The organism is Planctomycetia bacterium (assembly GCA_021413845.1).
Classification (GTDB): domain Bacteria; phylum Planctomycetota; class Planctomycetia; order Pirellulales; family PNKZ01; genus PNKZ01.
On sequence record JAIOPP010000159.1, the window covers coordinates 1 to 23,724 of the forward strand.

At 61.1% G+C, this 23,724-nt stretch carries 12 protein-coding genes; 3 read left to right on the top strand and 9 right to left on the bottom strand.

The window, feature by feature from the left end:
- Window positions 1–195: 195 nt before the first annotated feature.
- From K8U03_26015 to K8U03_26025, 3 genes are all read right to left on the bottom strand, one after another.
- A complete protein-coding gene (locus K8U03_26015; GenBank protein MCE9608355.1) occupies window positions 196–1,473 on the bottom strand; it encodes a PQQ-binding-like beta-propeller repeat protein in 1,278 nt (425 codons plus the stop codon).
- A 117-nt stretch (window positions 1,474–1,590) separates the two neighbouring features.
- Window positions 1,591–3,351 carry a hypothetical protein gene (locus tag K8U03_26020; GenBank protein MCE9608356.1) on the bottom strand — a complete coding sequence of 587 codons (1,761 nt, stop codon included), beginning with the start codon at window positions 3,349–3,351 and terminating at the stop codon, window positions 1,591–1,593.
- 89 nt (window positions 3,352–3,440) lie between these two features.
- Window positions 3,441–4,925: a hypothetical protein gene (locus K8U03_26025; protein MCE9608357.1), complete on the bottom strand. Its 1,485-nt coding sequence runs from the start codon at window positions 4,923–4,925 to the stop codon at window positions 3,441–3,443.
- A gap of 236 nt (window positions 4,926–5,161) precedes the next feature.
- Here K8U03_26025 and K8U03_26030 point away from each other — a divergent pair, with 236 nt between their 5' ends.
- Window positions 5,162–5,368 (top strand): hypothetical protein, encoded by a 207-nt coding sequence (locus K8U03_26030; GenBank protein ID MCE9608358.1) that lies wholly within the window; start codon window positions 5,162–5,164, stop codon window positions 5,366–5,368.
- A gap of 65 nt (window positions 5,369–5,433) precedes the next feature.
- Here the strand turns inward: K8U03_26030 and K8U03_26035 are convergent, their stop codons facing one another.
- Entirely contained in the window at window positions 5,434–11,637 is a 6,204-nt protein-coding gene (locus tag K8U03_26035) for a protein kinase (protein MCE9608359.1), read from the bottom strand.
- A 522-nt stretch (window positions 11,638–12,159) separates the two neighbouring features.
- Window positions 12,160–12,768 (bottom strand): sigma-70 family RNA polymerase sigma factor, encoded by a 609-nt coding sequence (locus K8U03_26040; GenBank protein ID MCE9608360.1) that lies wholly within the window; start codon window positions 12,766–12,768, stop codon window positions 12,160–12,162.
- A 531-nt stretch (window positions 12,769–13,299) separates the two neighbouring features.
- Here K8U03_26040 and K8U03_26045 point away from each other — a divergent pair.
- A complete protein-coding gene (locus K8U03_26045) occupies window positions 13,300–14,535 on the top strand; it encodes a hypothetical protein (GenBank protein MCE9608361.1) in 1,236 nt (411 codons plus the stop codon).
- Between the two features lie 251 nt (window positions 14,536–14,786).
- Entirely contained in the window at window positions 14,787–20,663 is a 5,877-nt protein-coding gene (locus tag K8U03_26050) for an SUMF1/EgtB/PvdO family nonheme iron enzyme (GenBank protein MCE9608362.1), read from the top strand.
- A 13-nt stretch (window positions 20,664–20,676) separates the two neighbouring features.
- On the opposite strand, the gene K8U03_26055 is transcribed toward K8U03_26050, so the two are convergent.
- The 4 genes from K8U03_26055 to K8U03_26070 all read right to left on the bottom strand — a co-directional run.
- Window positions 20,677–21,306, bottom strand: coding sequence for a sigma-70 family RNA polymerase sigma factor (locus tag K8U03_26055; GenBank protein MCE9608363.1), 630 nt, complete (start codon window positions 21,304–21,306; stop codon window positions 20,677–20,679).
- Between the two features lie 130 nt (window positions 21,307–21,436).
- Entirely contained in the window at window positions 21,437–22,381 is a 945-nt protein-coding gene (locus K8U03_26060) for a proline racemase family protein (protein MCE9608364.1), read from the bottom strand.
- A 17-nt stretch (window positions 22,382–22,398) separates the two neighbouring features.
- Complete coding sequence (locus tag K8U03_26065) at window positions 22,399–23,343, bottom strand: dihydrodipicolinate synthase family protein (GenBank protein ID MCE9608365.1); 945 nt, start codon at window positions 23,341–23,343, stop codon at window positions 22,399–22,401.
- 43 nt (window positions 23,344–23,386) lie between these two features.
- A partial coding sequence (locus K8U03_26070) for a mandelate racemase (protein MCE9608366.1) occupies window positions 23,387–23,724 on the bottom strand: 338 nt, incomplete at its 5' end.

Sequence of the window (23,724 nt, forward strand, 5' to 3'; positions counted from 1 at the left end):
CTCTATGATAGCCTGTTTACGGGCAAGGGACACGGTAATTGCCGGTTTTAGGCGTTCCCCGGCGACGAGGTCGCCGCCGGATCCACCCATTGCGGAGCCCGACGCCTGTATGCACGAGCATTTGCGGCAACCGCTGCTCGCCGGTTGCCGTGCCGTCGGCTTCTCGGTGGGACTTTCGGAGCAAAGTTGCGGCTGCTACTCAGGAGCGATGCAGAAGAGATGTTTCTCGCCACGTACGAGGAGGCGGCTTGCGGCCGGGACCGGGGAGCCGATGACCGATTCTCCCATATTGTTTTCCGACAACAATTCGAACTTGTCGCCGGCCACGCTTGCGACGAAGACCGTGCCGTCTTCGCGCGGGGCGAAGAGTTTATCGCCGGCGATCAGCGGCGAGGCGTAAAAATTCGTGCGGTGCTTCGGGAATGCAGCTTCCCAAATCGTCCTTCCGGTGGCGGGATCGATGCAGGCGACTTCGCCTTTGTCGCGGACCAGAATAACGCGGCCTTTGTATACGACCGGCGTCGGGACGAACGTGCCGAGGTCGTCGCGCCGCCAAACGTGATTCGTCTCGGTGACGTCGCCGGTGCCCGAGAGACGGATTCCGTAGAGCCGCGGAAGCCCTCGATCGTTGCGACCATAGGCGATCACCGCCATGTCGCCGACGATCACCGGTGTCGCGATCGCCGGCCATAGCTTGTTGGCGTCGGGATTGAAGTTGCCGCACGACCACGACGCTCGTCCGTCGGCTGCGTCGTGAATCGTGAGATGCTCGGCTCCCCAGACCAGGAGCGACTCCTTCCCCTGATGTTGGATCACGAGCGGCGTCGTGTAGCCGTGGTCGCATTCCACGGGTGTCGTGTAGTTGCGTGCGACTTTCCAGGCCATTTCGCCGGTGGCTTTGTCGAACGCGGCGAGCCAAGATTCTCCGTGGTGCATGCGCGTCATGACGACGAACTTCTCCGTCAAGACCGGCGACGTGCCGTGATCCCAGAAGAGGGTGTCGGGCCCGAACCGCTCGACGAGGTTCGTCTTCCAACGGACTTTGCCGTCGAGCTCGACTGCGGCGAGCGTGCCGCTTTTGAAGAAGATGAAGATACCCTTGCCGTCGGCGACCGGAGAAGCGTTGCTTCCCGAGCCGTTACGATGTTTGCCCGGCTTCTCTTCGTCGAAAAGAGTGCGCCATTTTTCCTTGCCGTCAGGTCCGTAGCAAAGGACCGAGTCTTTGCCGTCGGCAGGCGAGGTCAGGTAGATCATTCCGTCGAGCAAGATCGGCGTGGAACATCCTCGGCCCGGCAATTCGGTGCGCCACTGATATTTGTCGGCACCGAACTTAACGGGATAGCTCCCTTGTTCGACGCTCCCGTTGCCCGACGGCCCGCGCCACGAAAGCCAGTCCGCGGAGTCCGCCGCCAACGCAAATTGCGTCGAGCAGAAGATGATGCACGCCGCTACGAGCGAAACCTTGAAAGGCATTTCTCTTGAGTTCCTGTGCAGGGCGTCGAGATCCTATGAACTGAAGGGCACATCCGTCGTTGTGGTCGTTGCATGCTTTATCGCTGCGAACGATAGGTCGCGTCCGGTCGGCGCGGATCAACCTTTCTTGATTAAGTCCGTAGCTTTTTTGAGGTTGCCCATATCCCAGCCGGTATTCTGCAGGGCGGCGAACATTTCTTGTTGCGTGACGTTGCCCACGTATTCGAAGTGCTTCTTTCGAGGCAATCCCCCCGTCCATTTCTTAATCGTTCCCATCTCCATCCGCGCGCCTCCGGAGAGGCACCCGGAGAATTGCGTCGACTGAGTATCGACGAGCAGTACGTGCGGAACATCGACAAACCGATTTCGTCGAACCGGAGAGGGGAACGTCAGCTTTTCGTAATAAACGAATAAGAGGGCGTCTTTGTCGCCGGTCATCAGTCTGGGTTGCTGGTCCCTTTGCAGTCGCAACAAATCCATCATCGGAATCAGCGCGCGATCTCGATTGATGTCTCCTTCGTTCGGGACGGGAGACGTGACCGGTTTAAGATCCGTCGTCACCAGCACGATCTCGTCGCCGAGCCGTTGCGAGGCGTTGTCGTAGTATTCCGCGTCCTGCATCGCCTGGCGCCAAGCGAAGACGAACGGTTTGATTTGCGGCCATAGCTGCTTGTTGTTCGCGATGACGTCGGCCAGCATGTCTTCGACGTTCTTGTTTTGCGACTGCACGTCCCAATAGTCGGGAGCGAACGGCGTGAACGCGAGAGCGCGGCTCCCACCCGTTATTTTCCCTTCGGAGTTTTGCTTCGATTTCTGCTTATTGCGGTCCAGTATCGTGGAATAGGTCGGGCAGGCATCTCGAAGATCCGAATACGCCGCGAGGACGGCACCGTTCACCGTTCCTTCGCGCGTCTGCGCGACTTCTACCTTCCTCACATTCGGCTTTTCGGCCATTCCGAAGAACGACAACGTATGCTGCCAGGCCTGATCGGAATCGTTGTCGTTTTCCTGTCTGCGCGCGACTTCTCGCTTCCCTTTGTCGACGAAGGAGTGCGAGCCGGCCGACTCGAACTTCACATAGATCCGCCGCTCTCCCTTATCGGTGACGTACGGATGCCAAAGCACGGTGTTCATGTCGCCCGGGAAGCCGCCGGGGATGTCGAGCCCGCGTCCTTGGGAACCCGCTTGCTGTTGTTGCGGCCGGAGATGGCTCGACTTGCGCGGGTAGGAGTCCGGGCAATTGTCGAAGAATTTCGCCAAGTTGCCGTTAGGATCGTCGAGCGTCATCGCCCCTTCTTGATACGGCTCTCCGAGTTTCGTTTGAGCCATGCCTTTGAGATACCAACAGAGGTCGACGACGCTTTCCTTCGTCGGAGCCGAGCTATCGTAAGGTGGCAGGCCCGACAGCGCACCGGACGCAAGCCCCGCCCCACGGCACACTTTCTGCCGAACTTCTTGAATCTTCTCGTCTCGCTGTCGCTTTTCCAAATTGTCGAGCCCGGGCACATCGAAGATGAAGATTCCCGCATCGTCCGGCAGGGTAGGCAAGCGCCGCTTGGCGAGGGCATCTTGAGCTCGGCTTTCCAAACTTCGACACGTTTTCTTCAGTGCCTCGAGCTGCTTCATGTCGGGCAACGCTTGCTGTTCGAATTGTCCGACAAGGTCCGACAGACGCTTATACTCTTGCGCCAGCACCATGAGCGCACGGCGGTCGACTCCGCAATCCTGAGCGAAGCGAATCGTCTTAGCGAGTTGCTTCAAAGCGATATCGATCTTGCCGATGCGGATGCGGGCATCTTTTTTTTCGACGACCGAGTGGACGCCGAACGCATTCTTAAACGCTTCCAGAGCTTCTTCATCGGAGACAAGCGGCGACATGGGAAGTTTCCTCTACTGAGATGTGCGTTATTGAAATTGAGAGCGATCGCCGACCGTAAGCGGCCGGCTACGATCGAGCGGCTTCGGCTCTAGCCGGCCGTGATGAAGCTCAAGCCGCGCTCCAGGGCGTCGAATCCGGGCTCGAGCGTTTGACGAATCGTCACGTTGATGCCGAACGGGTTCTCTTCACACGCCTGAACCTTGGGGCTCGTCTCGATATGCTTGCGAAACGCGACTAACAAGTTCTGCACCCGTTTCGCAGCCGTCTTCAATCGGTCGGGCCCGGTGGCATCGAGTTCCATCAATGCGGCGCGGAGCGGCACGAGATGCTGCTGCGTCACCGCGTTCAAGCCGAACGCCCCGATTTCCGGTAGGTCTTCGTCTTCGGAATCGACGAGCACGTTTTGCAATTCCGTCATCTGGTCTCGTACCTCGGCGACGGCTGCGTCCCAGGCTTCCCGCGCGAGCGACCACGGTTCGCGGAATACCGCGGCTTTCTCCGGATCTACTGCGCCGAGCGACTTCAAAAGCTTGTCCAAGAGTCCGATTACTTGCTCCCCTTCTTCGTAACGACCCGCCTTCAAGCATTGGTCCACCGCCAGCTTCAACTTGTCGATCTCTTCTCTTCGCTCCGGATACGCCCGCAAGGCCTGCGTTAGATCCGGGCCGAGGTAGCGCAGCGCCGCGGCGAGCTTCCGGTCGGGTGCGGTCACCGGCATTGCCGCAGGCGGCAGCGGAGGACCGGACGAACTCGGCGCGGGTCCGCCCAACAGCTCTTCGATCCGATCCAGAGCTTGGTTTCCTTTGCCGAACGCTCGCTCTTTGGCGATCGTCGGCAGCTCACCGGCAATTTGTTTCGCTTCGGCCCCCTCGGGCGTTCCTTCGGCGACCAAGTCATCGAGCTCCGGCTTCAGCGCTTTCAGTCGGGCCGTGAAACGGAGCATCTCGCCATCTTGCGGCGGCAGAGGGGGAGCAGGAGGAATCGTTCCGTTCGAGCCGGTCGATTTCGTTCCGCTCGAAAGATTGCCGAGCAAGCTTTCCAACGCTCCGAGCTTCTTCACCGCTTCGTCGTCTTGGTCTTGATCGAGGTGCCGAGCGATCTCGTCGCACAGCGTCTTGAGCTCGGCCGCGCGGTCGGGATGCGCGGCGCCGGCCGTCGTCGAGGCATCGCGCAATTTGAGATAGCGCTGCACGAGCAGGTCGTCTTCGTCGAGCACCGGCGGGTGCGACGCGACCAGCTCGAAATCGGGCTTAAACTTGAAGCCGGCATCTTCGAGAAACTGCTTCAACACGAGCGGCTTCACCGGCTCTTTGTCGAAGCCGTCGGAAGCCGCCAGTTTAAAAACGATGTCCGGTCCAGGGCCTTGAACGACGCCGTAATAGACCTGTCCGGTGCCCGCTTCCTTGGCTTGCTTCTTATATTTTTCGACGCTCCCCTTCTTGTACACGACGAGGCTGACGATCGACACGCCTTTGCAAAGCATCACGAATTTACGCGATTTTCCCTTCCGAACCTGCTCCAGTTCGGCGTGGCTATCTTTGTCCAGCGACGGAGCGTTATCGTTGTTGGGCATAGGTGCGATCCTCAGATGTGGTTTTGCGTCGACCCGGAAACGACATCATACCGGTGTCGTGTGCGATTTCCATAAATTTGCGAGAAGTCGCCGAGCGGCCGGCAACGATTCGTTCCCCCATCTATCGTGGGTTGAGTTGCATAACCTTCGGCAGCCGATACGGCCGCTAGCCTCGCGCCGGAATGCCTGCTAACCTTCCCGCTGGAGCAGATGGAAAGCAGCAAAAGGAGCTAGACGTGGAAATACGCCCTGAGGATTTGTTTCATCGCTGCACGGCGTGCGGCGGCGACGGAATCATTTCGCCGCCTCAACCTGCGGAGGTTGCGCCTGTGGTCGAAATCGGCAGGAAGTGCGATCGATGCGGCGGCAAGGGGATGATGCTTACGGACTCCGGAACGGTCCTCAAAGCACTCTTTCAAATGTTGCAAGACGGAAAGATCTGAGACCTCGCGCTGCCCTGTCAGCTACCCGTGCAGTTACTCGCGAACAACACGGGCTGCTGCGGCGATTACGGTTTAGGCGGGGAAGGTTCGCCGAACGTTCGATTGGGCAAGGCCCGTTGGTCGAAAGGAACCGCACCGGAGTTGTTGAGCTGCGTCGGCGCATCGGAGTAGCTCGGGAGCGTCGAGGCGAAGATCTTCTTCGTCGGGAGTTGCGGCGTGATATCGGCGATCCGTTTCTCGATGCGCGTCTTCGCGAGCCCGCTCAAGACCGGCACGGCGCTGGAATACCAGTAATGCGCCCCGGCGAGCAGTTCCGGCTTTTGCGCCAGCTTGGCGGTTTGCGCCGCGTCCCACCAAGCGTCGCCGGCCGCACCTTGCGCGCTCAAGTCGTCGAGGGCTTTGAGGCTCTTCGCCGCGAGTTCGACGAACGTCGGATCGCCCGACTTCGCGAACAACGGAAACGCTCTCGGCCAATCTTCGGCCGAGAGGGCCAGATAGCGGGCGATCGTGAGGTTGGCTTCGGCGTCGTCGGGAGTCGTCTTCAACTTCTCGGCCATCGCGACGAGTGTCGGCCAATCCTTCTGGCGGGCGGCCAAGGCGGCGTTGCGCTCGACGAGCAGCTTGACCACCGCCGCGGAATTCGCCAAGCGGCGCGAAGTCGCGAGTGCGAATTCGCCGTAGCGCTTCGCTTCGTCGAACTGGGCATCGACGGTCGCTTGGTCGACGAGCTTGTTCGCTTCTTTAGCCAACTGAGATACCGTGGCGGATTCGATGCGCGGACGCTTGAGTAGCGCGTTCCAGGCATCGAGCCGCGTCGACACCGGATCGAGTTCGTACTCTTCGAGCTGAATCCGCAGCGCGTCGTTGAGCGATTCGAGCACTCCGGCGTCGGTCGCCAGCGTGCGAGCCTCGCCGAGCAAGACGTAGCGCGACGTCGGATCGTCGTTGGTTTGCCGTGCTTGGTCGATGAGCTTCGTCGCGAGCGCTCCCTTTTGTTCCGAAGTCTTCGCCGCGGCATAGTCGTCGACGAAGATCTCTTTAATCGACTTCAATGCGGTTTGTTGCGCAGCGGCATCAGGAGCCGGCTTCCGATCTTTCGACACGCTCGGCGGTGGGGCGAAACTCGGGATCGCCGATGCAACGGTCGCGCTCGGCGACGACGAATTCGGCGCCGCCGGGCTCGACGCCGGCCCAGCATATTCCTGTGCCGGTGGCGGCGTGCGACGTTGCGCCGGCGGGGAGCCGGACTTCGTGCGGATCGTGATGTTGCAGCCCGGAAGCTTCGTGCGCAATTTCGCGACGCCCGCGTCGGTGACGTAGGTGTCGATCAATTCGAGCCGCGTGAGCTTCGTCAGGCCTTCCAGGTGGATCAGGCCGGCGTCGGAAATGTCCGTTTCGCCGAGGTTGAGATTCTCCATTTCCTTAAGATCGCGCAGAAGCATGAGGTCGCGATCGAGAAGAAAGGTACGCCATAGATTCAGATATCTCAGCTTCGTTTTCGCTCGAACGGAATTGATGTCGGAAATTCGCGAGCCGCCGCCGACGTGAAGCGTGTGGAGGTTTTCGAGCGGCGCGATCCAAGAGATATCGGAAAGCTGAGATCGAACCGCTTCGAAACTTTCGACTTGCTTCATCTGCGCGAGATACGGCACAGCCGAATCGTCGAGCGATTTGTCGCCGAAACGAAGCGTCGTCAGTTTCGGACAGTTGATCAGATGACGAATGCCGGGGCCGCGCACGTTCGTGCCGGTCAGATGCAGCCAGTTGAGGTTCTGTAGGCCGGCGAGATGAACCAAGCCTTCGTCGGTGATGCTCGTGCCGAGCAAGTCGAGGTGCCGCAACTCCGGCATGCTCCGCAGAGGAATCAGATCTTGATCGGCCACCGCGGCGACTTGGTAGAAGCTGACTTGAACGACATGAAACGGCTCGGTCGGCAGGGATGCGGCCGCAGTGATCTCCGGCGTCTCGCGACCATTGACTGAAACCTTGATCTTCCCTTGCTTCGCGAGCACGGCGATCGCCGCGGCCCGTTCGGCTTCCGGCGTGGCGGCCGCCGGCGAGCTTGGGGCGACCGGAGACACCGCCGGTGTCGAGGCGACGGTGACGGTTGCGGTCGGCGTGGTTGGTGTCGAAGCCACGACCGCCGGCGGCGTGGTGCGCGTCGCAGGGACTCGCGCGTTGCTCGTCAGGCGGACTTGCGCGGCTTCGTTGGTGCCGCCGTCGCGCGGGCCGATCACGAGACCGGCATGGGCGACCGGAACCGATTCCGGGCACATCGCATCTTCGAACGGCGGCTTCATCAACAGCTGCGGCGTCGGAACGACTTGGCCGTAGAACACCACTTTGTCGTCGAACAAGAGTTGATAGTTGCCTTGATTATCGACGCGACTCGTCACGGCGTAGGTAATGTTTTCCTTGAGTGGAAACACCGTTGCGGTGTCGGCCGTCGTCGCCATCGGGAACTTCTTCATGAGCCCGTAGACGGAAGTGCCTCCGTTCGGATTCCAAGGCCCACCCGGCGCCATGTCGGCCCCTTCCGGCATCACGGTGATGCGGAAGTGACCACCGGCGAACGGATGGATCATGATCACACCATGCGCGCTCAGCGACCAAGTGTAGTTGAACTTCCAACAGGTTCCGGCGGTTCGCCAATCGGACGGAGCCGGCACGATGATGCCGTTGGCACCGCTGCGACCGTTCCCCCGAGGAGCATCGAACGCAATGCCGCCGGCGATGAGTCCGACGGGCTTCGTTCTAGCGACGAGCTTCTCGCAGACGACGGAAAGATTTTGCGCCGCGGCAGGTGTGGTGGCCGAGGGGATCGTCGCGGGATTTGTCGCGGGCACCGGCGCTGCGGCGATCGACATGACCGGTGTCGGGGGTACACGACGTTGCGACGGTCGGGTTCCGGCCTTCGTCTTGACGCTCACTTGGCAGCCCGGCAGTTTCGCGCGCAGCCGTGCCGCTCCTTCGTTCGTAACGTAGGTGTCGGAGACTTCGAGGTGCTTGAGGTTCGTCAACCCTTCGAGGAAAGGGAGCCCGGCATCGCTGACATCGGAGCGGCTCAGAATAAGATGTTCGAGCTTCGAGAGGCTGCCGAAGAATTTCAGGTCGGCGTCGATCACGTACGACTCTTTGAGCTCGAGGATTCGCAAGTCCTTCAAGTTCGTGATCGGCGAGAAGTCCGTCTGGAGCGCGTAGTTGAGAATAAGGTGATCGAGCTTCGTCATCGAGGCGATGAAGGCCGAGTCGGAGACTTGCGTTCGCCAGAGAGAAAAGTGCTTTAGGTTGGTAAAGCGGCGCAGCTGTGTGCCCGCGGAGTTGTCGATGGATTGACTGCCGAAACCGAGCGTCTCCAGACTCGGCAGATCGACGAGATAGGTGAGCCCCGACCCGATGACGTTCGTCGTGCCGAGATTGAGCTTCTTCAAGGTCGGCATGCCTTGCAGCGCGATCAGCCCTTGATCGGTGACTTGCGAAGGCCCTAGACCGAGGGTCTCCAAGGCCGACAATCGGCGAATCTTCGGCAGATCTTGATCGCCGACCCCTTTAGATCCATAGCAGTTGTATTCGAGGATTTGAAACGGCTCGGTCGGAAGGGCGTCGACCGTGATGATATCCTTGACTGCGATGCCGGGTGCTTTTACCTGCACGCGACCTCCGCGAGAGATCAACGCTATGGCGACTTCGCGCTCCAGTGCGTAGTCGATCGCGGCGGGGGCCGCCGGCGTGCTCGGAGACGAAGCGATCCCCGAAGCCGCACTCGCTCCCACGAAGAAGACGGGCGGATTGTACTTGCGCGTCCGAATCGAGAACGTCTCGCCGGCCTTGCAATCGCGGACGTAGATCGTGTGCGGAAAGTCGACCGGCTTTTGCACCGGCACGGTCATCTGTTGGCGAATGGCCCCCGACCCGACCGGCCGCCAGCCTTGTGCTTTCAGCTTGGCTTCGTCGGTGACTTGCGATGGCCAGTCGCCGCCGCTGGGGTTGCCGTCGTAAGCATACGACGCCCCCATGTACAAAGGCCCATCGCGTTGCACGACGAACTCGACCTTCCCGTTGTTGATATCGGCCGCACTAGGCACGTTCACCAGCGCCAAGGCCGAGAGATTTTTCACGACGTCGGGAACCGGCCCGGTCGCAAAAAGTTCATCGACGCGCCTCGGCGTGAAAGAGGCTGCCGACGTGATCTTGATCTGCTCGGCACCGAGCGCGGGAGAACCGGTCGCGACGGCCGGCTCGCTGCTCGCGCGGAACGCGACTTTCAGCGCGGCTCGTGGAATCGGCTGGCCCGGCAACGTGCCGCCCGGATACTGAATCGCCACTTGCGGCAGCTTCTTATGCAGCGCTTCCGCGCCGGCAGCCGTGATCTTCGTGCCATTGATATCCAACGAGCGGAGACGCGGCATCGTGGCGAGCACTTGCAAACCGGCATCCGTGAATTGTTGGTCGCCGCCGGCGGCCTGCAAGGAATCGACTAGCGGGAACTTCGCGATGGTTTGCAGGCCGGCATCGGTCAACTGGCCGGTGTAGAGCGTCATCTCGCGCACCATGCCGCAGCCGACGAACGCTTCCATGTCCTTATCGGTCGGTTTTCGGTTGTTCAACCCGATGCCGGTCACGGCAAAGGGATAGCTCGGAATCTCATCCGTGGGCTTCACCAGCAAGTTGGGCACGTCGGGCGTCGCGATCGTGAACATGCCGCCGAGCTCTCGAATCTTCAGCGCCGCGCGGCGCTCGCGTGCCGGGTCGACATAGACGACCGATGGGTCGGCAGGATCGACGCCTATGTTCGGCGTCGTCGGCGTGGTCGGAGTTACGGCCACCGACGGCGTGGTGAACATCGACGCGGTCGGTTGCGTCGCGGCGGGCGTTGCCGACGGGATCGCGACCGGAGCAGGCGCGATCGCGGGCGGCGCTCCGCCGGACACCATCTGCACCGTACCCCCTTCGGGTACTTGGATCGTAGCGACGTTGTTGCCGTCTTTATCTTTGACGAAGATCCAGATGCCGCCGAAGAGCAAGAGCGCTCCGGCACCGGCGGCAGCCAGCAGCGGCATGTTCGACTTCTTCTTCGGCGGTGCGGCGCCGGCCGTGCGCGGGCGCACCATCGGCCCGGCGACGTTCGGCAGCGGTGCGTGCGCGGTCTGCGTCACTGCATAGCCACCGGTCGGCGTCGGATCGGTCGGCGTGGGTAAGCCGGTGGAGATCGGTGCGAGCGGGATGTCGAGCGCGCCGGATTTCGATTGCGTGAAATCGATCGTCGCCAAACCGTCGGCCACTTCCTGCATCGTCGGGCGATCGGTCGGGCTCTTCGCAAGCATCCGTGCCACCAACAGATCGAGCGCCGGCGGCGCGTCGGGTCGGAACTTGCGAATCGTCGGAATCGGCTGCTCGCGGTGCGCAAGAATCTTCTCGACGAGCGTACGCCCTGCGTAGACAGGCTCGCCGGTCACGACGCGAAACAACGTGCAGCCGAGGCCGTAGACGTCGGATTTCGCATCGGCGTGACGTGTGTCGAGCGCTTGTTCCGGGGCCATATATTCGACCGTCCCCATCACCGAGCCGCTTTGCGTGAGCTCTCCTTCTTTCATCGCGCCGCCGATTCCTTCGTCGTCGAAACGGGCCAAGCCCATATCGAGCACCTTCACTACCCCGGCCTTGTTCACAAGCAAGTTGCCCGGCTTCACGTCGCGATGCACGATCCCTTTGGAATGTGCTTCGGCGAAGCCGTGGGCCGCTTGTTCGATAAAGCCGCAGGCCTGCTTTACCGGGAACTTCTGCTGCTGCCGCAGAAGTGCCGAGAGATCGTTGCCTTCGACGTATTCAATGACGAGGTAATGCGCTCCATCCTGCACGCCGGCGTCGTAGGCATGCACGATATTGGGATGCGTGAGCTTCGCGGCGGCGCGCACTTCGCGATCGAACCGCCTGACGGAGTCGGCGTTCTTGATCGCGGCTTGCGACATCACCTTGAGCGCGACGATGCGGTCCATGCGGCGATGCCGCACCTTGAAGACTTGGCCCATCCCGCCGGCTCCGATCCGATCGAGCACGAGATAGTCGCCGTAGACGAGCGACTTTCCTTTGCCTTGGTAGATCGCGGCAGCCTGATACTTGGTGAGTTTGCCCTGCTGCACCAGCAACTTAGCCAGCGATTGAGCATCGGACTTATCGAGCTCGGGATGCGCCTTTTCGACGACGGTTAATTCATCTGCGGAGACGAGCCCGCCGGTGGTGACGAACTCGGCGAATTCGGTTTGGTTCATAGGACGAACTCGTTCGGATTGCGGGCCGCTTATCGGGGGCCGTGAGGTTTTCGCATCGCGCACGCCGGGGTCGGCCGGCGGGATTTGCCCCCCTAGATGACTAACTACTTTAAGACAAGCGGCCTCCTCGACATAGGCTTCGGCGGCCGGGCGAGACTGAATTCGCTTCAGAAGGCCGTCTGCACCGGCATTCAGATTTTGCAGCGTATCTTCGCAGCTTGTGCATTCGGCGATGTGGATCGTTACTTCCTCCGCCGCGCCCGCGGCTAGGGCTCCCGATGCATAACCCGATAGCTCGGCATGACTTGGGCATTTACGGTTCGACATGCGGAAGAGTCCTAGCGAAAAGTTTCGGCGGCGATGGGAGCGGCTCGGCGAGGTGCGGCGCAAGCTTCCTTACCTACTAACAACGCAAGGTATTCACACCTTCTTGCCAAAGCCCCGAACGGGCACGACGAAACCATGGGTTTCGCGGCCCGGCCCGAGCTCGGATACCGAGCGCAGATCATCGGCCGAGCTCGATTAGGCCAGCCCGTCCATTTCTTCGCGCAGTCGCTTCATCACTCGATACTTCGCCTGATGCACGGCGTGCTTCGAGATTCCGAGCGCCGCACCGACTTCGGCAGCCGTCCGCTGCTCGACCGCCATCTCCCAGAACGCCTGCCAAGTCTTCGGCTCGAACTCGGCCCGAATCAACTCCAGCGTCCGGAGCAACAGACCATGATCGGTGGCAGTTCGTTGCTCGGCGTCTTCGATCGGCTCCGGCGAGTTGTCGGGGATTTCTTGCAGCATCAGTTTCGCGGCCGTGCCGCCGGTGGCAATCGCATGGTCCGACGAGCGGCGCACATGATCGCGCACGCGGTTGCGAGTGATAATCCACAGCCAGCCTCGAAACGCGTCCCCTTTTTTCTCGCGACGAAACGTCTCGATCTTCCGCGCCAAGACGCCGAATGTTTCTTGTACGATGTCGGCCGAATCTTCCTCCGACAAGCCGCAACGCCGCGACCAATGGTAAACGAGCGGCCCGTAGATCTTCGACAAGCGAGCCCAAGCGGAAGCATCGCGCTCCATGACGCGCAGCAACAAGCTCTGCGAGGTGATGGAAGATTGATCGGCTTCGACGTCGTGCATTCATCCGCTCCGATGCGATTTGGATGAATTTTATCCCCAATCGGTTCCGCACGCGAGCACCGATAATTTGGGAAAGCTCTCGCCTGCGAGGACGTTCACGATTCGCAGCCGCCATTATTCGGTGATCGCAGTTTGTTCGGCAACGGTTTGAAGATGGTCGCCTAAAGCTATTGCGCGGCGAGCACCGAATCGAATAGGCGGCTCCGTTTACGCCCGTTCGCCTGAGAGCCGGTGAACGACGACGGCAAAAACTTCGCATCGCCGTCGGGAAGTCATTCGACTCCGACAACGTCACTGTCGTTCGCGCTTGTCGTATCAAAAAAAAGTCGTCACTTCCGATCGGAAGCGTTGGACCTCGGGTCGTATGCCCGCATTTGATTAAATTCGCTCGTCTTCACATCCGGTATATTCCTTTCGATAACTGGCGTGCTCTTATCGAGACGCGTTCGCTGTGACTCGCATTCGGAGATCATTCACGTGCCCACTTCACGTCGCAGTTTCTTAAAGCTGGCGGGTGCCGGACTTTCGGCGATGCCTGTATGGACCGCATCCAACTCGGCCGCCGAACCAATAGCCGGGGAGAAGCGTAAACGTCTGGCCGTCGTCACGACCCTGTGGACATACGGCACGCACGCTTGGCATATGGCCGAGCGATTTCTCGTCGGCTACCCCAAGAACGGCAAGTGGCACCATCCTGCGATCGATGTGGTTTCGGCTTACGTCGATCAGCGGCCTAAGGGAGATTTGAGTGAAGGGCGCGGGAAGGAGTTCGGCTTTCGTGTCTATCCGACCGTGGCCGAGGCCTTGCGTTGCGGCGGCGATACGCTGGCCGTCGACGCCGTGTTGCTCATCGGGGAACATGGAGACTATCCGCTCAACGACATCGGTCAGAAACAATATCCGCGCTATCAATTATTTCAACAGATCGTCGATGTGTTCCGCCGCGACGGCCGCACGACGCCCGTCTTCAACGACAAACATCTGTCTTGGAACTTCGCTTGGGCCAAGGACATGGTCGACACGTCCCGCGAGTTGAAATTTCCGCTATTAGCGGGTTCCTCGTTGCCCGTGACGTGGCGTATGCCCGCGATCGATTTGCCGCCGGACGCCGAACTCGACGAGGCTCTGTGCCTTGCACACGGGTCGACCGACATCTACGACTTCCACGCCCTCGAGGCCCTACAGTGCTTCGTCGAACGACGACGTGGAGGGGAAACCGGAGTTGCGGCCGTGCAGGCACTCCGGGGAGATGCCGTTTGGAAAATGCTGGAAACGAAGGCTTGGTCCCAGGGAGGAATCGACGCCGATTTGTTTGCCGCTTGCCTCGCCCGCAGCCACACGCTCCATCAACCGGAATCGTTCAGTCATCGACTCCCCACCCTTGCCGACGTGCGCCGGTGGGTCAAAGAGCCCATCGCCTATCGCTTGGAATATCGCGATGGCCTGCGGGCAACGATGTTGCTGATGAACGGACTCGTCCAAGATTTCACGGTGGCCGCTCGATTGAAGTCGCAAGCGGAGCCCATGTCCACGATGTTCCATCTACCGCCGATTCCCAATGTAGCGTATTCGGCTCCACTCATGTCGCAGGCCGAAACGATGTTCGTCACCGGCCAAGCTCCTTATCCTGTCGAGCGCACGCTCCTCACCAGCGGCTTGGTGCAGTCCTGTTTGCAATCCCTCGCCGCGGGACAAGCTCGGCAGTCGACGCCGCATTTGAGTATCCGTTATCAACCATCGCGTGAATCGACCTTCTCTCGAACTTAGCCGAAGTGTACGGATCGACTCGCATCGTCCCATCACTTTGTTCCAAATCAGCGTCGCCATCCCTCGCTGACGTAACGACCTGCCTCACCCGAGAACGGCGGTTGCGCTCTTGCGCGTTCGGCGTCCGGCGGCGTCGAAAAAACGTATGAACCCCCTTTCGTCATAGATAGGTGAGGGGACAAGCCGTTGCACGGTATCATGCTGTTCCGCCTCGAATCGCTTGTATTCAGTGCCTGAAGAGGATCGGACGAATGCCTTCAAAACAATGCCCAACGCCCGCCGAACTAAAGACTTATGCTCAGCGGATACTTCCGGTGGAGCAAGCGGAAGAGGTGACGAAGCACATCGCTACGTGTGCGGATTGCGAAGAAACCGTCCAGGAATTCGTGTCGGCATCGGCGAGCAACTTGGTCGAGCTGATCAAAGCCTCGGGGGTTGCGCAACCCTATGTGGACGAAGCCGCCTGCCTTAAAGTGGTGGAATCCGTAAAGCGGAACGGCCCCCCAACGGACGGGCCGGATCCGCGAGATGCCGCTGCCGGCAAGAATTCGCTCAGTCCCGAACCCAAAGCGGCTCGAACCATGAATCGCAACGAGTTCGTCGAGTTCATCACCACGATCGGGTTCGTCTCCGCCGGCGAAATCACGATCATCGACAAGCAGCTTCCGGCCGAGAAGGCCGGCGACGTACAGGCTTTGGCGCAAGCTTTAGTGCAACAAGGAAAGCTCACCAAGTTTCAAGCGGCCGCGGTGTATCAAGGCAAAGGAAAGTCGCTCGTGTACGGCGACTACCTCGTGCTCGATCGCCTCGGGGCCGGCGGGATGGGGCAGGTCTTTAAGGCCCGCCATCGCAGGCTCGATCGGATCGTCGCACTGAAGGTCCTCTCGCCGGCGGCGATGAAGAATGCCGACTCCGTGAAGCGCTTCGAGCGCGAGGCGCGTGCCGCCGCGAAATTGATTCACCCGAACATCGTGCATACCTACGATGCCGGCGCTCAAGACAACGTCCATTACTTGGTGATGGAGATCGTCTCCGGTCCGGACCTCTCTTCGCTCGTGAAGAAGCAAGGTAAGCTCGACGTCAAACTCGCGTGCGACTACATCGCACAAGCGGCGCGCGGCTTCGCCTTCGCGCACTCGAAGGGAATCGTGCATCGCGACATCAAGCCCGGCAATTTGCTCGTCGACCACGACGGCACCGTGAAAGTGCTCGACATGGGCCTTGCGCGCTTCGACGATTCCGGCCTCGGCGGCGGAATGGGAGAAGCGGAATTGACGCAAAGCGGCGCGGTGATGGGAACCGTCGACTACATGGCCCCTGAGCAAGCGCTAAACACCAGCCGGGCCGACGCGAAGTCCGATGTCTACGGCCTCGGCTGTACGCTCTATCGCATCCTCACCGGCGAGAGTGTGTTCGCCGGCGAAACGTTGATGGAGAAGCTTCTCGCGCATCGCGAGCAACCGATTCCGCCGCTGCGACGTATGCGGCCCGACGCCCCGCCGGCGCTCGAAGCGCTCGTTTCACGCATGCTTTCGAAGCAACCTGACCAACGCCCGACGATGCAAGAAGTCGCCGACGCGCTCCCGGGAATTCTCGAGCCGGGTATCGCCGTGCAATCGGTGCAGGTGCGTGCTCCGGCGGTTGCGGCCGGCGCGATGCCGACGATGGTCGCGACGCAACCGAAGGCGAAGGGAGCCGTGCCGCCGAAGGGGCGCAGCAAGCTGCCGCTGTTGATCGCGTCCGGCGCGGGAGGCCTGCTGATTCTCGGCGGCATCCTCTTCATAATTCGCGACAAAGACGGCAACAAGCTCGCCGAGGTCAACGCACCGGACGGCAGCAGCGTCGCCGTTGTGACCGATCCGACGGCGTTCAACCCCACGGGCGTGCCGCCGGAAAACACGAGACCGTCGGGCACTGCGGTGCTAGCCAATCCGACACCGAAGCCCGCGCCGCCGATTGTCGGAACCGCCGAGCCGACGGCTACCGCGAGCGCGCCGCGAGTCGCGAGCGTTACGCCGGCGATGCCGAGTTCGACACCTTCCCTACCTTCGAGCAAGACGCCGCTCGCCGTTCCGAGCGCGAACGTCGCGACGACCACTCCTGCACCTAGAACGACCGTGATCACCACCGCCCCTGTGCTGCCGCCGCGCGGCGGCATTCCTGCGCGGGCCGTGGCGCCGTTCGATGCGGCGCAGGCCAAGTCGTTGCAGGCGGCTTGGGCTGCGTTTCTCGGGCAGCCGGAAGTTGCTGAGAATGCCGTGGGGATGAAGCTCGCATTGATTCCGGCCGGCGAGTTTCTGATGGGGAGCACCCCGCAGCAACAAGCTGCGGCGTTGCAGTCCAGTCCGGAAGCGAAGTACGAAAAGCAATTCGTCGACACCGAAGTTCCGCAACATCGCGTCGTGTTGCGCAGTGCGTATCGAATCGGCATGACTGAGGTCACGATTCGCGAGTTTCGGGAGTTCGTCGAGGCCACGAAGTACGTGACCGAGCGCGAAGAGCCGGCCAATGTCATTTCCTCCGACGGCGATCACACGTGGCGTGCTCCCGGCTATCCGGTGACCGACCATTGCCCGGCGACCTGCGTCACCTGGAACGATGCCGCGGCGTTCTGTAATTGGCTCAGCGAAAAGGAAGAACTCCAGCCGGCCTATCGCAAAGAAGGACCTTGGAAATGGAGCGTCGGCACGACCTCGAACGGCTATCGCCTGCCGACCGAAGCCGAATGGGAGTTCGCCTGTCGCGCCGGCACGACCACGCAATTCTGGTACGGCGACGACTACGCCAAAATTCCCGAATTCACCGTGACGAAACCGGGAGCCGACGTTGCCACGAAACCCGCCAACCCGTTCGGCTTGTACGACACGAGCGGCAACGTTTGGGAATGGTGCCAAGACATCTACAATACGAAGCCCTACGAACCCGGCACCGCCGAAGACCCGACCGGGCCGGCGACTAAGGGCACCTACGTCATTCGCGGAGGGGCGTGGCGCGGCCAAAAAACGACGCTCCGCAGCGCCAACCGCTGCGGTTACGACCGGATCACACGCAACAATCACACGGGCTTCCGCGTCGTGAAGATGCTCGGCGCAACGAAGCCGGCTGTGACCGCCGTCGCTACGACGCCGATCGCCGTCCCTGCTGCAACACCTGCGGCGGTTAATCCGGCGGCGACTTCGAACCGTTCGTCGCCGACCGAGATCTTGGCCTTCGACTTCGATCCGCTTCCGCAGGAGCTCGCAGTCGGTCAGAGCCCGACGATGGAATTTCGGGTCACGAATTCGAAGTCGCAAGAGTTTTCGCTCACGGGCACTTACCATCATTCCGACTTAGCGGCGTTCAAGCCGGTCGCCGCCGTGCAGGTCCGTTTACAATGCCTCGAGCCGGGCCCCGACGCGTTGCTTGCAGCGACCGATTGGAAGAAAGCGCCGATGACCGCGGCGGGAATCGTCGTCGGCGCGCCGCGCATTTCGAGCACGAACAAGACGCTCACGAGCGGTGAGATGGTCAAGGGTTCGTTGCCTCTGCGGATCTCGGCGTTGCCGGTCGGCCGGTACGTGATGACCGTGACTTGCGTTCCGACGGCGGGCCTCGGCCGAAACCAATACGCTTCGTACGAGTTTCGAATCGTCGACCAGCCGGCCGCTACGGCGAAGCCCGCACAAGTGACGTGGAGCTTGGCGCCGCCGGCTCTGTTAGCCACGGCGCCGCGGTTGTTGCCGATCACCGATCCGGAGCGCCGCGCGGTCCTTTGGGCACTGCCGCTCGGCGCGAAGTTGCAGATTCGCCACAACGGGCGAGGCGTCGGGCCGAATCCGTTGCCCGACGATCCGTTTACGACGCGGCACATCGATTTCTATGAGAATGCGAACAACAACGAAAGCCGGAGGATGATTACCGATGCCGACCTGGAAAACCTCGTCGGGCTGCGCGAGATCAACGGGCTCCGACTTCCTTACTCGCAAGTCACCGATGCCGGCCTCGCCCATCTCTCCGGTTTGACGACGCTCACGGGCCTGGACCTGAGAGGAACCAAGATCACCGATAGGGGAATCGCCCGACTCGCAGGTTTGAAAGACATCAAGTCGCTGTGGCTGTCGGGAACGGAGATCACCGACGGCGGGCTTGAAAAGATCGTCGCCCAGTTTCCGTTGCTCAGCGAGCCGCTCGAAGTGAACGACACGCGCATCACCGACGCCGGCGCGGCGCACTTGCGGAACGCGAAGTCTCTACGTTATCTCGGGCTGAGCGGCACCGAAGTGACCGACGCTTGCGTGCCGGACTTGGCCGCGATCCCACGTTTGGCGGGCGTCGACTTGATCGGCACGCGCGTCACCGAAGCCGGTGTCGCCAAGCTCAAGGCCATGCTGGCGGATAGAACCGTGGAGATCGGCTTCGATCCGGCGAAGGTGAAGACCGGACCGTCGCCGACGCAGATCGTCGCCGTGCCGTTCGCCTCGACGACCCCGACCACCCCGGCATCAGCGGCGGCCGGTACGCCGGCCTCGACGTCGCCGAGCGATACACCGGCGGCTCCGGCCGGGCCGTCGCGCTTGGCCGTGCCCGATGCGAAGGCGCAGCAAGCCGCGTTGCAGCTGATCAAGGAAGTCTACAAGGAAGACTACGCCGCGGCCCGCATGCCGGATAAGAAGGCCGAGCTGGCCGAGAAGCTGCTGGAGCAATCGAGCCAAACGACCGACCCGACCGATCGCTACGTGCTGCTCAACGAGGCGCGCACGTTCGCGCTCGACGGCGACGACCAAGCGATGCTCCGCCGCGTGCTGACGGCGATCGTGACCGATTTCAACGTCGACACCGCGACCGTGTACATCGACAGTTGGAAGGGGGTGCTCGCGAAGTCGAAGCCGACGCCCGTGGCTAAAGGCATCTACGACGACATCTCGGCGATATTCGAATCGGCTGTCGCGCAAGGAGCGTTCGACGAAGCCAAGCGCTTCGGCGACTACGCCCTAACGGTTGCACCGCGCATCGGCGACACGACGGCCGTGAAGACGACCCGCGATCGCAATACGTTGCTGGCGGGCAGGCAACAGGAATGGACTGCCGCGAAGGCCGCGCTCGCGAAACTGGCGGCGAACCCCGACGATGCCGAAGCGAATCTCGCCGTCGGTCGCTACCGGGCGCTGATCGAAGGGGATTGGCCGACGGCATTTCCGCACTTGGCGAAAGGGAGCGACGACGGCTGGAAGGATTTGGCCGCGAAGAGCGTGGCCGTCGCGGCCGATGGCGCGGCGCGCACGACGCTGGCCGATGCGTTCTGGGACGCTTCAAAGTCGAAGAGCGCGTCGAAGGGAGAGTTCGCGGTAGCCTCGCTCTATTGGTATCAAGCGGCGCTGCCGTCGCTCAACGGTTTACAAAAAGCGCGCATCGAGAAGCGGATCGCCGAAGCGACGGCCGTCGTTCCGACACGCAAGCTGCCGCCGACGCCGCTCAGCGGAGGTTCTTCGATTCCCGTCGGCGCCGCGATCCCGAGCGCGATTCCCGGTTCGACCGCTGCGGCACCTGCGGCGGCAGCAGGATTGCCGCCCGCTGATCCTCGTGGCCCGCTCGGTAATGCGGCTTATCAGAAATGGCTGAACGAAGTCGCCGCCATGCCGGTGCAACAGCAAGTCGAAGCCGTCTCGAAGAAAATGGTGGAACTCAACCCGGGATTCGATGGAAAGCTGGCGCCGAGAATTGAAGACGGCATCGTGAAGGAGGTCAATTTCGTCTCGACCAACGTGACGAACATCTATCCGATTCGGGCCTTCCCCAGCTTGACGGTCCTCATCTGTAACGGGGTGCAAAGCAAGCTTTTCGATCTATTGCCGCTTCAAGGTATGTCTTTAACTTCGCTGCAATTCACCGGAACGTCCGTATCGGATCTATCGCCTTTACGAGGAATGCGTCTGACGCTTCTCTCGATCAACAATACTCAGGTATCCGATCTTTCGCTGCTTCGAGGGATGCCGTTAACGATTCTCAATTGCTGTAGTACGCCGGTGTTCGATTTAGCGCCACTTCAAGATTGCAAGCAGTTGGAGATGTTGGATTCTTACGGATCGAAAGTTTCGCCGGCCATGGTCGACGCTCTGCGGCAAGTGCTTCCGAATTGCAAGTTTAGGTAAAGGCAGATCCTCTTTACTTAAGCTCGTCGAATTCCTCGCGTAAGCGGCGGAGTATGCGGTACTTCGCTTGATGCACGGCATGCTTCGTCATGCCGAGAGCGGCGGCCGTGTCGGCGGCGGTTCGTTTTTCGATCGTCGCGATCCAGAACGCGCGCCACGTCGTCGGCTCGAACTCGGCGCGGATCAGCTCCAATGTACGAGCCGCGACGCCGAGTGCGCCCGGCGTCCACGGTGCTACGCCGCTCTTTTCCGCGGCGCTCCGTTCCTCGGCCACGGACCACGGCTCGGGCTCATCGTCGGAGAGTTGCTGCAGGTATCGATAGGCGGTCGATCCGCCGGCGGCGACGGCCTGATCTTGCGAACGTCGCAAGTGGTCTCGAACCTTATTGCGCGTGATGGTCCAGAGCCAACCGCGAAATTTCCCCTCGCCTCGATAGTCTTCCATACGTCGTGCGAGCACACCAAATACGTCTTGTACGATGTCCGCCGCGTCTTCGGCCAGGAGCCCGCAACGCCGCGCCCATTGATACACGAGCGGCCCGTAGATCACCGACATCCGTTCCCACGACCCCGGCGCGCGCCGCCGCACGCGCGAAAGCAAACTCTGCGAGGTGACGTCGGTGAGAGAAGATTCGTCAGTCACGACGATATGAACTCGAAGCCGGAAAGTGAGGCCACTTCCGTATGTTATGCTCCCTGTGTTTTCGTCGCTACGTTTTCCGGCCTTGATTACGTCGGGTGCGATGCCCAGGTTCGACGGCACGCGTTCGCGATCAGAAGGCCGGCCGGATCGCAATGCCGTTGCGAAAGGGATCTTCCGGTTGTTGTATCAAGGTCGTCTCGGCGCAGATGTAAGCGCGACCCGAAACGGTGGGAATGATTCGCCCTGCGGAGTCTTCACGATACGAGGCCGTGAAACGACTGCCGATGATGCTCTCTTGATTCCAAGGATCGCCCGGTTTGAGTTTGCCGTCGGCCGCCAGGCAAGCGAGCTTCGCGCTGGTGCCTGTACCGCACGGCGAGCGATCGAAAGCTCCCCCAGGGCAGTACACGAAGTTGCGACTGTCTCCTGCCGCCGACTGCGCCGGTCCGAAGAACTCGACATGGTCGATCTCCGCGCCGGCGATACCGGTGATCCCACGCTGTCGTAAAGTCAGCCTGACTTGATGAGCGGCATCGTTGAGCAAGCGGATGTTGTCGGCGGTCAAATTATAAGGGGACTTCTCGACGAGGAAGAACCAATTCCCGCCCCAAGCGATATCACCTACCACCATGCCGAGCGACTCGACTTCGACGGTCACCTTCGAGCGATAGCGATAGCTCGGTACGTTCTCGATGGCGACTTCATGCGCAGAGCGAAGCTGCACTTCGACGATTCCGACAGGCGTCTCGAAGCGATGGGTTCCGATCCCGATGCGGCCCAAATAGGCCAGCGTCACGGCGACGCCGATCGCTCCGTGGCCGCACATACCGAGATAACCGGCGTTGTTGAAAAAGATGACGCCGGTTGCGCAAGTCGGATCTTCGGGCTCGCACAGTAAAGCGCCCACCATCGCCTCCGAACCGCGAGGCTCCAAAATCACGGCGCGGCGGAAGTCATCGACCGTCGTGCGAAATCGTTGTAAGCGCTCGCGTAACGGACCTTGGCCGAGGTCCGGACCGCCGCTCAATACGACGCGAGTCGGCTCCCCTTCGGTATGCGAATCCACGACGCGAATGCCGGAATCGACGTCGTTCAATTGCCCGCTGCCGACCATGTGCTCCACCAGTGCTTAAACAGTTGCCATTGTTGCCGTGCAAACTCGCGCTGCGACGGACTGAGAGCATCCGTCTCGTTGAAGTTCAACTCGTACTCGGGGTTACCTTCCAAGACGAGAAGGTGCTTGTAGAAGAGCACCAAATCCGGCCCTTCGTCGAATTTCGAGAGAACATGCAGGGCCTCTTCGAGTTCGAGCGCGCGTCGGCGGGCCACGGCGTCTCCGGCCGCGGCTTGTTCGCATAAGGCGATCAGTCGCAGCACCGGCTTCGGCAGCGCATTCCCGATGCCCGTGATAGCTCCCACCGCTCCACAGCGCACGAAGCCGTGAAAGACTTGAGTATCGACGCCGACCATTAGCGCGAGCTCGGGATCGGCGCTCGTGATGAACTCAGCCGCATAGCTCAGCGATTCCGCACCGCCGAATTCTTTGAAGCCGACCAGATTACGATGCTCGCTTCGCAACTGCATGAACAAGTCGGCTTTGGTCTGAAAGCCGTAGTAGGGGCTGTTGTAGATCACGGCCGGAAGATCGCCGCCCGCTTTCAAGACCGCGGAGAAGTGCGACCGCTGCGCCGACGCCGAGCCCCCTCGCGACAACAATCGCGGTATCAGCATCAGGCCTGCAGCACCGACTTCTTGAGCGTGCGCCGCATGCTCCGCAGCAAGCTTCGGATTCTGGGCCCCGGTGCCGACGACGACCGGCACCCCCGCCTCGACCAGCCGACGCACTCCCTCTTGCCGTTGTCGATCGGTGAGGAGCGGCCAATCTCCCATCGACCCGCAATAGACCACGGCGCGCATCCCGACATCGATCAGCTCACGCGCTTTGCGGACGAGCGCTTCGTAGTTGACCGAGCGATCCGGAAAGCACGGCGTCATCAAAGCCGGCATGCAGCCGCGAAACAGATCGGAAGACGACATCGAAGATTCTCTCTTGAGTTGAATGACGAAGGCAGGACGACGATCAAGCGATTTCGACGACGCGTTTGCCGAGAACCTCTATGCGCGGCGTCACTCCTAAGCCTGGTTCTTTGCTCGCTTCCATGTAGCCGTTGCGGCGCTGCGGTGCGCCGGTCGCCGTGCTGACGGTGACGTAGCTATTGAAATCGGTGCTAGTGAAGCGAAACTCTTCGGGCGTGCTGTGCGCAAGATGCGCGATCGCCGCCGTCGTGATGTCGCCTCCCCAACTATCTTCGAGCGTCATCGCGATTCCCATCGAGACGCAAAGATCGCGAGCCTGCTTCGTCTTCGTGAGCCCGCCCAGCTTGCTGATCTTCAGGTTGACGACGTCCATCGCCAAGT